The sequence below is a fragment of the Paracoccus aerodenitrificans genome (genome assembly GCF_027913215.1).
GTDB classification, from domain to species: Bacteria; Pseudomonadota; Alphaproteobacteria; order Rhodobacterales; family Rhodobacteraceae; genus Paracoccus; species Paracoccus aerodenitrificans.
The window spans coordinates 346,231-361,135 of the sequence record NZ_CP115784.1 but is presented as its reverse complement, the minus strand read 5'-3'; the positions used below and the strand labels follow the sequence as shown (position 1 = coordinate 361,135).

The 14,905-nt window shown below is 60.8% G+C and carries 15 protein-coding genes; 9 read left to right on the top strand and 6 right to left on the bottom strand.

All coding sequences use genetic code 11. From position 1 onward, the window contains the following. The first annotated feature begins 139 nt into the window (after positions 1–139). On the top strand, positions 140–1,522 hold the full coding sequence (locus PAE61_RS03070) for a DEAD/DEAH box helicase (RefSeq protein WP_434803096.1): 1,383 nt from the start codon (positions 140–142) through the stop codon (positions 1,520–1,522). Positions 1,523–1,580: 58 nt separating this feature from the next. Here the strand turns inward: PAE61_RS03070 and PAE61_RS03065 are convergent, their stop codons facing one another. Beyond that, positions 1,581–2,774 carry a multidrug effflux MFS transporter gene (locus tag PAE61_RS03065; protein ID WP_271113956.1) on the bottom strand — a complete coding sequence of 398 codons (1,194 nt, stop codon included), beginning with the start codon at positions 2,772–2,774 and terminating at the stop codon, positions 1,581–1,583. 164 nt (positions 2,775–2,938) lie between these two features. Between PAE61_RS03065 and PAE61_RS03060 the strand changes: the two genes are divergently transcribed. Together PAE61_RS03060 and PAE61_RS03055 are read left to right on the top strand one after the other, a co-directional pair. Next, complete coding sequence (locus PAE61_RS03060; protein WP_271113955.1) at positions 2,939–3,511, top strand: thymidine kinase; 573 nt, start codon at positions 2,939–2,941, stop codon at positions 3,509–3,511. 80 nt (positions 3,512–3,591) lie between these two features. Beyond that, on the top strand, positions 3,592–4,266 hold the full coding sequence (locus PAE61_RS03055) for a DUF2270 domain-containing protein (protein ID WP_271113954.1): 675 nt from the start codon (positions 3,592–3,594) through the stop codon (positions 4,264–4,266). A gap of 7 nt (positions 4,267–4,273) precedes the next feature. Here the strand turns inward: PAE61_RS03055 and PAE61_RS03050 are convergent, their stop codons facing one another. Next, positions 4,274–4,732 carry an SRPBCC domain-containing protein gene (locus PAE61_RS03050; RefSeq protein WP_271113953.1) on the bottom strand — a complete coding sequence of 153 codons (459 nt, stop codon included), beginning with the start codon at positions 4,730–4,732 and terminating at the stop codon, positions 4,274–4,276. Positions 4,733–4,849: 117 nt separating this feature from the next. On the opposite strand from PAE61_RS03050, the gene PAE61_RS03045 reads away from it, so the two are divergent. Genes PAE61_RS03045 through PAE61_RS03020 form a run of 6 tightly spaced genes read left to right on the top strand, consistent with a single transcriptional unit; the run spans position 4,850 to position 10,233 of the window. Next, on the top strand, positions 4,850–5,992 hold the full coding sequence (locus PAE61_RS03045) for a D-alanyl-D-alanine carboxypeptidase family protein (protein ID WP_271113952.1): 1,143 nt from the start codon (positions 4,850–4,852) through the stop codon (positions 5,990–5,992). Next, positions 5,971–6,597: a dTMP kinase gene (tmk, locus tag PAE61_RS03040; RefSeq protein WP_271113951.1), complete on the top strand. Its 627-nt coding sequence runs from the start codon at positions 5,971–5,973 to the stop codon at positions 6,595–6,597. Before PAE61_RS03045 ends, tmk begins: the two co-directional genes overlap by 22 nt. Continuing rightward, positions 6,594–7,685, top strand: coding sequence for a DNA polymerase III subunit delta' (locus PAE61_RS03035; protein ID WP_271113950.1), 1,092 nt, complete (start codon positions 6,594–6,596; stop codon positions 7,683–7,685). Before tmk ends, PAE61_RS03035 begins: the two co-directional genes overlap by 4 nt. A gap of 3 nt (positions 7,686–7,688) precedes the next feature. Further along, the gene (locus PAE61_RS03030; RefSeq protein ID WP_271113949.1) at positions 7,689–8,495 is read left to right on the top strand and encodes a TatD family hydrolase; all 807 of its coding nucleotides are present in this window, start codon (positions 7,689–7,691) and stop codon (positions 8,493–8,495) included. Then, on the top strand, positions 8,492–9,295 hold the full coding sequence (locus PAE61_RS03025) for an MBL fold metallo-hydrolase (protein ID WP_271113948.1): 804 nt from the start codon (positions 8,492–8,494) through the stop codon (positions 9,293–9,295). Before PAE61_RS03030 ends, PAE61_RS03025 begins: the two co-directional genes overlap by 4 nt. Continuing rightward, complete coding sequence (locus PAE61_RS03020; RefSeq protein WP_271113947.1) at positions 9,292–10,233, top strand: AEC family transporter; 942 nt, start codon at positions 9,292–9,294, stop codon at positions 10,231–10,233. The genes PAE61_RS03025 and PAE61_RS03020 overlap by 4 nt, the downstream gene beginning before the upstream one ends. A gap of 27 nt (positions 10,234–10,260) precedes the next feature. Here the strand turns inward: PAE61_RS03020 and PAE61_RS03015 are convergent, their stop codons facing one another. The 4 genes from PAE61_RS03015 to PAE61_RS03000 all read right to left on the bottom strand — a co-directional run bounded on the left by PAE61_RS03015 (position 10,261) and on the right by PAE61_RS03000 (position 14,843). Next, complete coding sequence (locus tag PAE61_RS03015; RefSeq protein WP_271113946.1) at positions 10,261–11,232, bottom strand: ABC transporter permease; 972 nt, start codon at positions 11,230–11,232, stop codon at positions 10,261–10,263. A 4-nt stretch (positions 11,233–11,236) separates the two neighbouring features. Continuing rightward, positions 11,237–12,535: an ABC transporter permease gene (locus PAE61_RS03010; protein WP_271113945.1), complete on the bottom strand. Its 1,299-nt coding sequence runs from the start codon at positions 12,533–12,535 to the stop codon at positions 11,237–11,239. A gap of 55 nt (positions 12,536–12,590) precedes the next feature. After that, positions 12,591–13,664 (bottom strand): ABC transporter substrate-binding protein, encoded by a 1,074-nt coding sequence (locus PAE61_RS03005; RefSeq protein WP_271113944.1) that lies wholly within the window; start codon positions 13,662–13,664, stop codon positions 12,591–12,593. Between the two features lie 75 nt (positions 13,665–13,739). Continuing rightward, positions 13,740–14,843 (bottom strand): ABC transporter ATP-binding protein, encoded by a 1,104-nt coding sequence (locus PAE61_RS03000; RefSeq protein WP_271113943.1) that lies wholly within the window; start codon positions 14,841–14,843, stop codon positions 13,740–13,742. Positions 14,844–14,905 lie beyond the last annotated feature (62 nt).

Sequence of the window (14,905 nt, the reverse complement as noted above, 5' to 3'; positions counted from 1 at the left end):
CGCCGGGATCTCGAAAGGTTCCCACCGACACGCAGGGGCACCGCCGGGCCACCGTATCAGGGCCCGCACCCCTCTTGCGGCTGACGCCGCCTCGCCGCGCCCGATACGGGTGCGTGGCAAATGCAAGTGACCCAATCTGATGAATGCTGAATTCCGCCGCCCTCGTCGCGGCCAGAAACCCCGCCCTGACTCGCAGCGCAAACCGCGCCACGGCGATGTCAACGCCCGCCGCGCCCCGGCCCGCGAACCGGTCGAGATCGGCCCCTTCGCCGAAATGGGGATCGATCCGCGGATCAATGCAAATCTCGGCCCGATGGGGCTGACCGATCCGACGCCGATCCAGAAACAGGCCATCCCGCATATCGTGCAGGGCACTGATATACTTGGCCTTGCCCAGACCGGCTCGGGCAAGACCGCTGCGTTCAGCCTGCCCATGCTGACCCGGCTTCTTGCACATGGCCGCAAGCCAGAGCCCGGCTCTTGCCGCGCCCTGATCCTTGCCCCGACCCGTGAGCTGGCAACCCAGATCGCCGCAGCGGTCGATAATTTCGCGCAAGGCACCCCGATCCGCAGCTTCCGCGTGGTCGGAGGGGCCTCGATCAATACTCAGATCAGGCGGATCGAGCGTGGCGTCGATGTTCTGATCGCAACGCCCGGACGGCTGATCGACCTTCTGGACCGCAAGGCCGTAGACCTGTCGAAGACCGAATATCTGGTTCTGGACGAGGCCGATCAGATGCTGGATATCGGCTTCATCCATGCGCTGCGCCGCATCGCAAGATCGCTGCCGGAAAGCCGTCAGACCCTGCTGTTTTCGGCGACCATGCCGAAACTGATGGAGGAACTGGCGGGCACCTATCTGTCCAACCCTGCCCGCGTTCAGGTCAACCCGCCCGGTCAGGCGGCGGAAAAGATCGATCAGGGCGTCCATTTCGTCAATCAGGGCGACAAGGCGACGCTGCTGTCGGAATATCTCTCCAAACATCCCGGTGAGCTGGCGATTGTCTTCGGTCGGACCAAATACGGATGTGAGAAACTTGCCAAGCTGCTGGAGAAATGGGGCTTCGACGTGGTCGCCATTCACGGCAATAAATCTCAGGGCCAGCGGGAACGCGCCCTTGCCGCATTCCGTGACGGCAAGGCGCAGGTTCTGGTGGCAACGGATGTCGCCGCACGCGGTCTGGATATTCCGCAGGTGGCTCATGTCTATAATTTTGACCTGCCGAACGTGCCCGAAAACTATGTCCACCGCATCGGGCGCACCGCACGGGCCGGACGCGAGGGACGCGCTGTCGCTTTCTGCGCACCCGGCGAAGTCGGTGAGTTGCGGGCGATCGAGCGGGCGATGAAGTCGCAGATCCCGGTTATTGGCGGAGACGCCCCCGCCGAGCAGAAACCTGCTTTGCGCGGACGTGGGCGCGGACGCCCTGCACCGCATAAAAATCGAGATGGCGGCGGTGCGGCTCCGCAGAAACGACCCGCGCGGCGTCCCTCACGGCGGCCGAAAAGCCAGCAGGGCTGAGCGCGAACACCCGCAGATAATCCGAAAGCCGCAGGGTCACCCCTGCGGCTTTTCTTGTTCACAGTAGTCTCAGCCTCAGACGCGGCAGGGACAGTACGGCTGTTCCACAGGCCAGAACCGCGCAAAGGGCAATCGCCGGAACCATTGTCGAGGCGGTGTTGTCCATGAACGGACCGATCACCGCGATCATGACGCCGCCGGTCAGCATCTGGAACGTACCACCAAGCGATGAGGCCAACCCGGCGATATCGGGATGCGGATCGAGCGACATGACCATTGCCGTCGGCATGACCAGACCAAGGCAGGCATTCGCCAGAAACAGCCCTGCCATCACCACCGGAAGAGCGTCGTACCCGGCCCAGACGATGATGCTCAGCAGGCTTGCCATTCCCGCAAATCCGGTTATCGCGATTGCAATCACACGCTCCATCCCGAAGCGCATCGCCAGACGTCCCGCGAATTGCGAGGCCGTGAAAAACCCGATCGCATTCGCCGCGAAGGCAAGCGAAAACCCGGTCGGGCTCAGCCCGTACTGGCTGGTATAAACAAAGCTGGCGGTCGAGAGGAATACGAAGAAGCTGGACATCCCGAAGCCTCCGATCATGGTCAGCCCCATGAAGCGGCGATCGCTCAGCAAGCGGCGCGAACCCGCGATCATTCTTCCAAAACGGATCGGCTGACGGTTTTCCGGCGCGAGTGTTTCCGGCAGCACGAAAACGATCAGAAACAGTCTGAGAAGGGCCGCGACGGCAAGAACCGCGAAGATCTCGCGCCAACTGCCCCAGGCCATGACCAGAGAGCCGCTGAGCGGTGCCAGCATCGGCGAAACCGAGATCACGATCATGATTGCCGCCATCATCCTGGCGGCCTCGGGCCCGGTCGCCAGATCGCGGATCACGGCACGGGGTACAGCCATCAGCGTCGCCGCGCCAAGGCCCTGCAACCCGCGTGCCGCGATCAGCCAGCCAAGGCTGGGGGCCAGTGCGGCGGCAATCGTGGCGGCCAGAAAGATCACCACGCCGATCACCAGCGGCCATTTCCGGCCAATCGCATCGGCAAGCGGTCCATAGATCATCTGCGCAAAGCCAAAGACGATAAAATACGAGGTCAGCGTCTGCGCCGCTCCGGCCTCGCTTGTGTTCAGATCGGCGGCAACCTCCGGAAGCGCCGGAAGATACATGTCGATCGCAAAAGGACCGACGGCGGAAAGCAGGCCCAGAATAAGGGCCATGCGAAACAAGGGATCACGCATGGGATCATGCCTGTAATTGGATATGAAAAGAGGACGCGCCGAATCGCGCAAAGGGATTATCGCCGCCGCCCGCGCATTTTCTGTCACCCTGGGCCGAATTTTGCAAGAGTTTCTGCGGATGGCGTCACGCTTGATGGCCTGCCCGGTCAAGGCTATCTGACGGCATGGCAAAACTGTATTTCCACTATTCCACCATGAATGCCGGTAAAAGCACATTGCTTCTGCAGGCGAGCTATAATTACCGCGAACGGGGCATGGACACTCTGCTGCTTCTGGCGGCGGTGGATTCGCGTGCAGGGCCGGGCCGCATCGGCTCACGTATCGGTATCTCGGCCGAAGCGACCGCATTCGACCCGCAACAGGATCTGTTCGCGCTGATCGCCTCGGACAGGCGCAAACTCTCATGCGTCTTTGTCGACGAGGCGCAATTCCTGACACGGGATCAGGTCTGGCAGCTTGCCCGTGTCGCCGACGATCTTGGCATTCCGGTCATGGCCTATGGTCTGCGGGTGGATTTTCGCGGCGAGCTGTTCCCCGGCTCCGCCGCGCTGCTGGCGCTTGCCGACGATCTGCGCGAGGTCCGCACGATCTGTCACTGCGGGCGCAAGGCGACAATGGTGATCCGCCGCAGTGCCGATGGCACTGTGCTGACCTCGGGTGCGCAGGTTCAGGTCGGCGGCAATGAAGCCTATGTCTCGCTGTGCAGACGCCACTGGCGCGAGGCGGTTAACGCCTGATCCCTTCCGCTGTCAGCCCGGCAAGGAATGCTTGCGAAACAGGCACATCCCTGCCACTCTGACAATGGAGGAGGCAGCGCATGGACGGCGAGGCACAGCCCAGAAGGAAGCTGGATTCCGCAGAGATGGGCGCGGTGGCGCATCTCTATCGCGGAGAGGTCTATCGCTCGACCATCTGGCGAACCCGGCTGGATACCACGACAAACTGGTCGGTCGTGACATTGGGCGTGGCATTGTCGATCACCTATTCCTCCCCGCAGGCCTCTCCGCTGCCTCTAGTTCTGGTCGGCATCCTGATCATCTTCTTCCTGATGCTGGAGGCGCGGCGCTATCGTTATTTCAATGTCTGGCGTGCAAGATGCCGATGGCTGGAGCTGCATTTCTACGCCCCGATGCTGAAAGAGGGCGATCTGCATCTTGAAGATCACTGGCAGTACAGGCTGGCCGAAGATTATCTGCATCCGCATTATCACGTCAGCATGTCGACAGCGATCGGACGCCGGATCCGCCGCAATTACTTCTGGATACTGCTGATCCAATCCGTCGCCTATATCGGCAAGCTGATCGTCCATCCCGGCCCGCTTGTCTCGTCGCAGGAATTTTTTGAACGCGCAGCAATCGGTCCGCTTCCGGGCTGGCTGGTTCTGGGCATTGGCGGGATATATTGTCTGACCTGGGGGACCATCGCCATCATCAGCGAGCGGGCAGATGCCGAGCGGGCAAAAAGACGCAGCGACCCGCTTGGCATGGGCTGAACACCCGTCAGCGGAACATGCCGGGACGCACCGCCAGCCCGTGATCCAGCCAGGTCCGCATCGTGGCCAGCATATAGCTCCACCCCATCACATTGCCGTAAGCAGCTTGAAGCCCGCCGGGCGTCGGTTCCCATCCGGCTTCAGAGACCTCAACCCGTGTCCGCCCGGGCTCTGTCGCGCTGAAGCTGAAGGTCACGCGATTATGTCCGGTGCCGGTATTCTTCGGCCAGTCAAAGACCAGCCGCTGACCCGGCACCGATTCGATGACGGAAACCACGAACGCACCCGGAAAATCGGCGAATTCCCAGGTCACGACGGCTCCGGCATCCATGCGCCCCTTCGCGCCTCCCATAACGAAATGCTTCGAAAGCTGATCGGGATCGGCAACCGCCTCGAACACGGTTCCGGCATCGTGATCGAAGATGCAGAAAACCGTAAAATCCATGTCTTTTGCAGGAATTGTCATCATATCCCCTTATGCGACGGCGTTAGCCTTAACCCCAGCCAATCGTTGCGACAGCCTCGCTCATGCTGTAATCCTTTAGCAAATCCGGCATCCCGTCCGATAACAACAGGCAGTTTCATGCGCGCAGTCATTTCAGCCCTTTTCGCCCTGCTTCTGCCGCTTCAGGCAGCGGCTTTCGACACGAATGCCGGTACGGCCTGGGTCTACGATGTCGGCACCGGTACCGTACTGCTTGAGAAAAATGCTGACCAGCAAGTGCCGCCTGCGTCAATGTCGAAACTGATGACGGTCTATATGCTGTTCGAGGCTGTGCGCGACGGTCGCCTGCAACTTGATACACGCCTGCCCGTCTCGACCAAAGCACGCCAGATGGCCGGATCGACCATGTTCCTGAACGAGCAGGACCGCCCCACCGTGGAAGAGCTTATCAAGGGCATCATCGTCCTGTCGGGAAATGACGCCTGTGTCGTCGTGGCCGAGGGGCTTGCCGGCACTGAAGATGCGTTCGCCCGCCAGATGAACGACAAGGCGCAATCGCTTGGGATGACCAATTCCCATTTCGTGAATGCCTCTGGCTGGCCTGCTCCGGGTCATGTGATGACCGCGCATGATCTGGGGATTTTGTCGGAACATCTGATCAATGATTTCCCGGAACTGTATAAATATTTCGCGATGACCGAATTTCCCTATGACAACCGGGCTCCGGCGAACCGTTTCAACCGCAATCCGCTGCTGACGCTTGGGATCGGTGCGGACGGGCTGAAAACCGGCCATACCGAGGAAGCAGGCTATGGTCTTGTCGGTTCTGCGAAACAAGGCGACCGGCGTGTGATCTTCGTTGTGACCGGCCTGGCATCCGAACAGGCCCGGGCCGAGGAATCGGAACGGATCACGGCCTGGGCCTTTCGCGACTTCACCATGAAAGAGGTCGTCCCGCAGGGTGAAACCGTCGCCGAAGCGCCGGTCTGGCTTGGCTCCAGATCCAATGTCGCACTGACAACGCAGAACGGGTTGAATGTCCTGATGCCGGTCGCTGCGGAACAGGGCGTCACCGCCGAAGCCGTGTATTCCGGCCCGCTTGAGGCGCCGATCGCGAAAGGCGACCGGCTGGGAACGCTGCAAATCCAGATCCCCGGCGTCGGCCCGTCCAACGTGCCTCTGATCGCGGCTGAAGATGTGCCCGCGGCGGGTTTCGTCGGTCGCCTTCGCAGCGCGGCGTTCCGTCTTGGCGGCGAGGCATGGCAGGCGGCAAGGCAGTAAGCCCGCGCATGTTCATCAGCTTCGAAGGCATAGACGGCAGCGGCAAATCCACACAGGCGCGGCTGCTGGCCGAAACCCTGCGCGAAGAAGGCCACGAGGTCGTGCTGACCCGCGAACCCGGCGGCTCGGAGGGGGCAGAGCTGATCCGTCGCCTTCTGGTTGAAGGAGGCGCGGAAAGATGGTCCGCCGAGACCGAGATTCTGCTGTTCAATGCGGCGCGACGCGATCACATCGAACGAACCATCCTGCCCGCGCTTGCCCGAAACGCCACGGTAATATCCGACCGCTTCGCCGATTCCACCCGGGTTTATCAGGGCGCGACCCGCGGTGATCTGACCGACAAGGTCGAGGCATTGCACAGGCTGATGATCGAAATAGAACCCGACCGGACATTCGTAATCGATATCGACCCGTCCGAAGGTCTCGCAAGGGGGGCGGCGCGGGGCGGAAACGAGGATCGCTTTGAATCGATGGGGCTTGGTTTTCAGGAAAAATTGCGTGCGGGCTTTGCCGCTTTGGCCGCACAGCACCCCGAGCGGGTCCGCATGATCGACGGAACAGGCGGAAAGGCCGAAATCGCCGTGCGTGTCAGGGCCGCGCTTTGACCGAGGAACTGCCCGAATCCGACCGCGTTCCGGGTGCGCCCCACCCCCGCAATGCTGCCTCTGTGATCGGGCATGATCATGCAGTGCAGGAATTCCTCGCGTCGGCGCAGGCACACCGATTGCACCATGCCTGGCTGATCACCGGACCCAGAGGGATCGGCAAGGCCACTCTGGCATGGGCGCTCGCCCGGTGGTTGCTGGCCGAGGGTCAGGCTGACGACCTTCATATCCCGCCGGAACATCCCGTCGCCCGCCGCATTTCCGCCTTGTCAGAGCCCCGCGTTAATCTTGTCCGGCGCGGCTTCGATGCCAAGACCGGACGGCTGAAGGCCGAAATCGGGGTCGAGGATATCCGCGCTCTGCTGTCATTCTTTCACATGAGCGCCGCTGAAGGCGGTCACCGCGTCGCAATCGTGGATGCTGCCGATCAGATGAACAACTCTGCCGCGAATGCGCTGCTGAAAGTTCTGGAAGAGCCGCCTCAGGGCGGTGTGATCCTGCTGATCGCGCATCAGCCGGCGCGGCTTCTGCCCACGATCCGCTCTCGTTGCCGCGAATTGCGGCTGTCGCCTCTGCCTGCCGACACCATGCGGCAGGTGCTGGCCGGTCTGGGAACCGAGGAGGATGCCGAAGCGCTCGCCGCCCTTTCGGCTGGCTCTGTCGGCGAGGCGCTGCGTCTGGCCGGGCAGGACGGGCTGAAAGTCTATGGCCAGATTATCGCATGTTTCGACACGCTGCCCCGCTTCGACCGCATCAAGGCCCGCGCCTTCGCCGAGGCGGCGGGGGGCCGCGCCACCGCCGAGGGAGATCCCTTCGACCTGCGCATCACGCTGCTGGATCTGTTCCTGACGCGGCTCGCCCGGTCGGGACTGATGGGCGCCCCCATCCCCGAGGCCGCCGCCGGAGAGGGGGCGCTGATGGCCCGCCTCTGCCCCGATGCCGAAGCCGCAAGGATCTGGGCCGAAGCGCAGTCGGATCTGTCAGCGCGTGCCCGCGCGGGACGGGCTGTCAACCTTGACCCTGCTGCACTTGTCATGGATATGCTGATCCAACTGGCCGGGTTGGCCCCGGCGCATATGAAAGCCTGACCAATGCCCTTTCCCGATGCCGGTGCGGCCGTCTCGATCGTGGACAGCCATTGCCATCTCGATTTCCATAATTTTGATGAAGACCGGGACGAGTTGATTGCCCGCGCGAAAGCCGCAGGCGTGACCCGCATGGTCACGATCTGCACAAGGCTGCGAGAAGAGCCGAAAATCCGCGCCATTGCCGAATCTCATGACGGTATTTTCTACGCTGCCGGCACCCACCCGATGAGCGTCGCCGAAGAGCCGATGATAACCGTCGAAGATCTGGTCGCATTGGCCCGGCATCCCAAATTCGTCGGCATCGGGGAAACCGGGCTGGATTATCACTACACCGCCGAAAGCGCCGCCGCGCAGCAGGAATCGCTGCGCATCCATATCGAGGCCGCGCGGCGCACCGGGCTTCCTCTGATCATCCATGCCCGCGATGCGGATGAGGATATGGCCCGCATTCTGACCGAAGAGCATCGCGCGGGCGCATATTCCTGCGTAATGCATTGCTTTTCCTCGGGGGCAGAGCTGGCGCAGGCGGCGCTTGATCTGGGGTTCTATTTGTCCATGTCCGGCATCGCCGCTTTCCCACGCTCGACCGAGTTGCGGGAAATCTTCGCCGCCGCACCGATTGATCGCATTCTGGTGGAAACCGATGCGCCCTATCTGGCTCCGCCGCCCCATCGCGGCAAACGGAACGAACCGGCTTTCGTCACCCGAACCGCTGCGAAGGGGGCGGAAATCTTCGGGCTGTCCTATGAGGAATTCGCCGCACAGACCTCCGCCAATTTCGACCGGCTCTTCACCAGGGCGGCGGCATGATCCGCGTGACCATCCTCGGCTGTGGCTCATCCGGGGGGGTGCCGCGCATCGGCGGTAATTGGGGTGCCTGCGATCCCGCCAATCCGAAGAACCGCCGTCGCCGCTGTTCCATCCTGATTGAGCGGATCGGTCAGGACGGCAGAACCGTGCTTCTGGTCGATACCGGCCCCGATATGGTGCCGCAATTGCTGGGAACGGATGTCCGGACGCTGGACGCGGTGATCTGGACCCATCCCCATGCCGATCATGTCCACGGCATCGACGATCTGCGCCAGCTTGCCTATAATGCCCGCGCTCGCGTTCAGGGCTATGCCGACACGCCTACCACCGAGGCGCTGCTCAGCCGGTTCAACTATATTTTCAGAAGCGCACCCGAATCGAACTACCCGCCGATCTGCGATCTCCATCCCTTTGAAGAGACGACAAGCTTCGACGGAAAAGGCGGGACGCTGCGGATCACGCCGTTCGAAGTACCGCATGGGGAAATCAACGCTCTTGGCCTGAAGATCGAGACGCAAAAAGGCGGGATCATCTATCTGCCCGATGTGCAGACCATTCCGGAGGACGCATGGCCGGTCATCGGCTCTCCTGAAATCTTCATCTGCGACGCGCTGCGTCACGATCCGCATCCCAGCCATACCCATCTTGCGCAAACGCTCGACTGGATCAAACGTTCGGGGGCAGGTCTGGGAGTGCTGACAAACATGCATATCGACATGGATTATCAGGCAACCGACGCAGAAACCCCCGCCAATGTGATTCCGGCCTATGACGGGATGGTGCTGGAAGCCGCGCCATGAGCGCATTGTTCAACGTCGTTCTGCCGGTCTTTCTGGTTCTGGGTTTCGGCTATGTTGCGGTATGGCGGCGCCTGTTTTCGGAATCCTCGGTCGATGGCGTCATGAGCTTCGCCCAGAATTTCGCGGTCCCGGTGCTGCTGTTTCAATCCATTTCCCAGCTTGACCTTCAGGCAGAGTTCAACCTGTCCCTGCTGTTCGCGTTCTATACCGGAGCGTTCATCTCATTCATCCTTGGCGCAATGGGCGCAAGATGGATGGGACGCCCGCCCGAGGATTGCGTCGCCATCGGCTTTGTCTGTCTGTTCTCGAACTCGCTTCTTCTCGGTGTGCCGATCACGCAAAGCGCCTATGGCAACGAGGCGCTTGCCGGAAACTGGACGATCATCGCCGTGCATTCTCCGGTCATTTATACGTTCGGCATCACGGTGATGGAGTTCACCCGCTCACGCGGTCAGGACCTCTCGGTCGGACGTGTCGCGCTGCGGGCCATGAAAGGTGTGATCCGCACCCCTCTGGTGATCGGTATCCTTGCAGGTTTCATCGCAAACGGGCTGATGCAGGCAGGTCTGGAACTGCCGAAGGGGTTCTGGGACGCGGTCGGCATGATGGCGCGGGCCGGGTTGCCGACAGCCCTGTTTGCGCTTGGCGGAGTCCTATTCCGCTATCGCCCCGAAGGCGACGGCCGCGCCATCGCCATGTGCTGCATATTATCGCTGATCGTCCATCCCGGAGTGACCTTCGGACTGGGCTCCCTGCTGGGACTGGACACGGCCTCGATGCGTTCCGCCGTCGTGACGGGGTCAATGCCGCCGGGCGTGAACGCATTCCTATTCGCATCGATCTACAGCGCCGGAAAGCGCGTTGCGGCGTCCAGCGTATTGGTGGGAACGACGTTGTCGGTGCTGACAATCTCTGTCTGGCTAGCGATTTTGCCGTAGACAGACGACACGCGGCGCAGGGCGTGACTAAGACGGCGTAATCCCCCGGATCTTCTCGGACCGGCGGCGCAGGATTTCCACTGTTGTCAGCAGCGCAATTGAAAACACCACCAGCAGCGTTGCGATGGCGAGGATTGCCGGAGAGATCTGCTCCCGGATCCCCGTCCACATCTGGCGCGGGATGGTCTGCTGTTCGGGTCCTGCGATGAACAGAACCACAACGACCTCATCGAACGAGGTCACGAAGGCGAACAGCGCCCCCGATATGATCCCCGGCAGGATCAGCGGCATGGTGATCTGGAAGAAGGTTGTGCGGGGATTGGCGCCAAGGCTGGCTGCCGCCCGGTTCAGGGACTGGTCGAAGCCGATCAGCGTTGCGGTCACGGTGATGATGACGAAGGGGATGCCCAGTGTAGCATGCGCAAGAATGACACCTGTATAGGTATTCGCCAGACAGCCCCGATTGGACAGGAATGGCCCCAGCAACATATGCAGCCAAGACCCCTCGGGGACACAGGCCGAGGAATAGAAGAAAAACAGCCCCGTCGCGGTTATAATCAGCGGCACGATCATCGGAGATATCAGCGTCGCCATGATCAACCGGCGAAACGGCATTTCGGGCCGCGCCAGTCCAAGAGCGGCTAGCGTACCCAGTACCGTCGCGACCAGTGTCGAGAAAATCCCGACGATGACAGAGTTCTTCGCCGCATTCACCCATTTCGAATTCGCCCACATATCCGCGAACCACGACCCGTTCCGCGGAGCATCCGGGGCCGACATGCCGAAGGTCAGCAACTCATCATACCATTGCAGCGAATAACCGTCGGGGTCGAAGGACAGCATCTCCTGCGTGAAGGTAAAGAAGCGGTCGGCATTGAAGCTGAGAGGAATGATCACAAGGATCGGCGCGATCAGGAAGACGAAGATCGCCGAACAAAGCGCCAGATAGCTCCAGTGCCAGATCCGTTCCAGCGGGGAAGCGTATTTCGGAAGTGCCATGACCCTATCCCAGCTTCAGATTGTCGATGCCGACCAGCCGGTCATAGATCCAGTAGAGGATCAGCACCCCGCCAAGCAGAATTGCCGCCAGAGCCGCCGCCATCGACCAGTTCAGCGTGCCGGTCATATGTTCGGCGATCATGTTCGAGATAAGCTGCCCGGATGATCCGCCGACAAGCGCAGGCGTGATGTAATAACCAATCGCCAGAATGAAAACGAGCAGCGCGCCTGCCCCAAGACCCGGCAGGGTCAGCGGGAAATAGATCCTGCGAAACGCCGTCCAGCTTGTCGCCCCGAGTGAACGCGCGGCCCGGACATAACCCGGATTGATCGTGCGCATCACCGAATAAAGCGGCAGAATCATGAAGGGGAGCAGGATATGGGTCATCGCGACAATCGTCCCGATCTGGTTATAGATCATCTGCAACCGCCCCTGCTGGTCGATGATCCCCAGCCAGACCAGCGTGTCGTTGATAACCCCCTGCTGCTGCAACAACACCATCCATGATGTCGTGCGGACCAGAAGCGAGGTCCAGAAGGGCAGCAGCACCAGAATCATCAGCATATTCGACTTGCGGATCGGCAATGTCGCCAGAAGATGCGCCACAGGAAAGCCCAGAATGAAGGTCAGCGCGGTGATCAGCGCAGACAGTGCCAGAGTGCGCATGAACAGGGTGATATAAATCCGCCGGTGCTCCTCGACACGCTCGATCTCTCCCTGCGCATTGCGGGTCCGGTCTATCGAGGCGAGATAGAAGGAATCCGTATAGGCCGAGGACACATTGCGCATCGCGCCCCATAATTCCGGATCGCCCCATTCATCGTCTATCTCCAGAAGGGCCTCACGATAGGGCGGCTCGATCCCGCGCCGGACCTGACGGCCAGTCGAGGTGAACAGCGACCGTGTACCGGATTTTTCGTAATTGATCCTCGTGCCGACCACGCCGATGCTGCGTGCTTCGGCGGATGCCAGCAGATCGGCGGCAAGCGCGGCATAGGCGGCTTCGTCCGGTTCGGTTCCGGGTTTGGTTTCCGCAAACCATGCCGAGATCTGCGGCATATTCGCCGCGAATCCATCATTATGGACCGAGCGATACAGCATCTGCCCGATAGGCATGATGAATGTGATCACAATGAAAGCCAGCAATGGCAGCACAAGCATGAATGCCCGCCGACGCGCTGCGCGGGAACTTCGTGCCAGAGCCTTTTCCAGCGGCTGACCGTCAACGGTTCTTAACGGACCGTCATCGATCCCTGCCGCTTCGGTCACAATCGCGGCATGCGGGTCGAGTGGTGTCGCCATATCCGGTTCCTGCGAAGGACCCGGCCGCAACGTATCGCGCGGCCGGGTGTTGCGATCAGCCTGCAAGCCAGGCGTTGAAACGCTCATTCAGCTCTGAGTCGTAGTCGACCCAGAAGTCGAGATTGGACCCGAGCGCATTGCCCATATTCGCCTCGGTGGTGGGCAGATGCGGACCCATCGGCTCTTCGGTGCCTTCGATATTCCCGACAATCGCGGCAGCCGATTTGCGCGGCGGCCCATAGCTGATGAATTCAGCAGCGCGGGCCTGATTGGCGGGCGCGGTCGAGAAGGCGATGAACTGAAGCGCCTCGTCCATATTGGGTGCACCCTGCGGAATGACCCAGCCTTCCATCTCGTAGATCTGGCCGTCCCAGACGATGTTGAACGGTTTATCGTCATTCATCACCGCGTCGAAGATCCGGCCGTTGAACGCATAGGCCATCGACACTTCGCCATCCGCCAGAAGCTGCGGCGGCTGTGCGCCCGCCTCCCACCAGATGACATTATCCTTGATCGTATCCAGCTTGGCGAAGGCGCGATCCACACCTTCCGGCGTCTCAAGCAGATCATAGACCTCATCCGCAGGCACGCCATCCGCCATCAGGGCGAATTCAAGATTGAACTTGGCACCCTTGCGCATGGTGCGCTGACCCGGGAATTGCTCGGTGTCGAAGAAATCGGCTGGGGTCGAGGGCTTGGCGTCGGCAAATTTCGAATCGTCATACACCATGACCATCGAATAGACATCCGTACCGACGAAGCAGTCAGTCACGCCGCCTTCGATATAGTCATCCATCGCGCCGGTTCCGTCCTCGGCGGCAACCAGCACGGACGGGTCGATTTCTTCCAGCAGGCCTTCGTCGCACAGCCGAACCGCATCGGCATATTCGACCGAGGCGACATCGGCGGTCACATTGCCCGCCTCGACCATCGCCTTGATCGGCGTGGCGGGGTTGTCTGCATCGGCGATCGTCACCTTGACGCCGGTTTCAGCCTCGAACGGCTTGGCGTAAGCCTCCAGATGCGAGTTGCCATAGGCACCGCCCCAGGACAGAAGATTGACCTCTTGCGCCGAAGCGCCGAAGGCCATGCCGCACAGAGCGGTGGTTAGGATCAGGGTCTTTTTCATCGAAATCTCCCATTCTTATGTTGGTCGGCACATTGGCCGTTATCGTTGGACGCATGATTACGTCAGGCCGGCAATTCAGACCGGATCGAGCGCCCGTGCATCCTGAGGATGCCAGCCGACGCGGATATGTTCGCCAGGAGAAAGCTGCGTCTGACCCAGCGTATTACGGAATTTCATCACGAAATCATCCTGCCCGGCGACCTTGAGCCGTGCTCGCAGAATGTCCCCCATATAGATAACCTCGGCCACCTCGGCATCCACGGTATGCGCATCGGGAGCCATCATCTCGGGCTTGAACTCGACCCGTTCGGGGCGGATTGAGACCGTTGTCGGCTGACCGACCTCGCGGATATTGACCGCCGTTGCGTCTATCAGCTCACCATTGGACAGGCGGACGGTTGCCTTATCGCCGTCAAGCGATGAAATGGTGCCGCCAAGCGCGTTGTTTTCTCCAATAAACCCGGCGACGAAACTGTTTTCCGGGCGCTCATACAGATCTGCAGGACGGGCAAGCTGCTGAATGCGGCCATCATTAAAAACAGCGATGCGGTCCGACATGGTCAGTGCCTCGGACTGGTCATGGGTGACATAAACCACCGTGATACCAAGCCGTTCATGCAGCTCCTTGATCTCGAACTGCATATGTTCGCGCAACTGCTTGTCCAAAGCGCCCAGAGGCTCATCCATCAGCACAAGCTGCGGATCGAAGACAAGCGCGCGTGCAAGCGCGATGCGCTGTTGCTGGCCGCCGGAAAGCTGTGCCGGGCGGCGATTGGCGAAGGCTCCCATCTGCACCATATCCAGCGCCCGTGCGATCCTGTCGCTGCGCTCGGCCTTGCCCATGCCCCGCACCTCAAGCGGGAAGGCCAGGTTTTCGCCGACGGTCATATGAGGAAACAGGGCATAGTTCTGAAACACCATACCAATACCGCGCTTATGCGGCGGGACCATATTGATATTGCGTCCGTCCAGCCTGATCTCGCCATGTGTCGCAGTTTCGAACCCGGCCAGCATCATCAGGCAGGTGGTTTTGCCGGAACCCGAAGGACCCAGCATGGTCAGAAACTCACCCTTGCCGATGGAAAGATTCAGATCTTTGACGACAAGTATCTGCCCGTCATAGCTTTTCTGGACATGATCGAAGACGACAAAATCGCCGTCACTGGTCCTGGTCGTCAATTGCGGGTCCCCTGTTGGCTATGCCGGCTCTTATGTCCGCTTTGTGTCAGGTTACGCGGGCA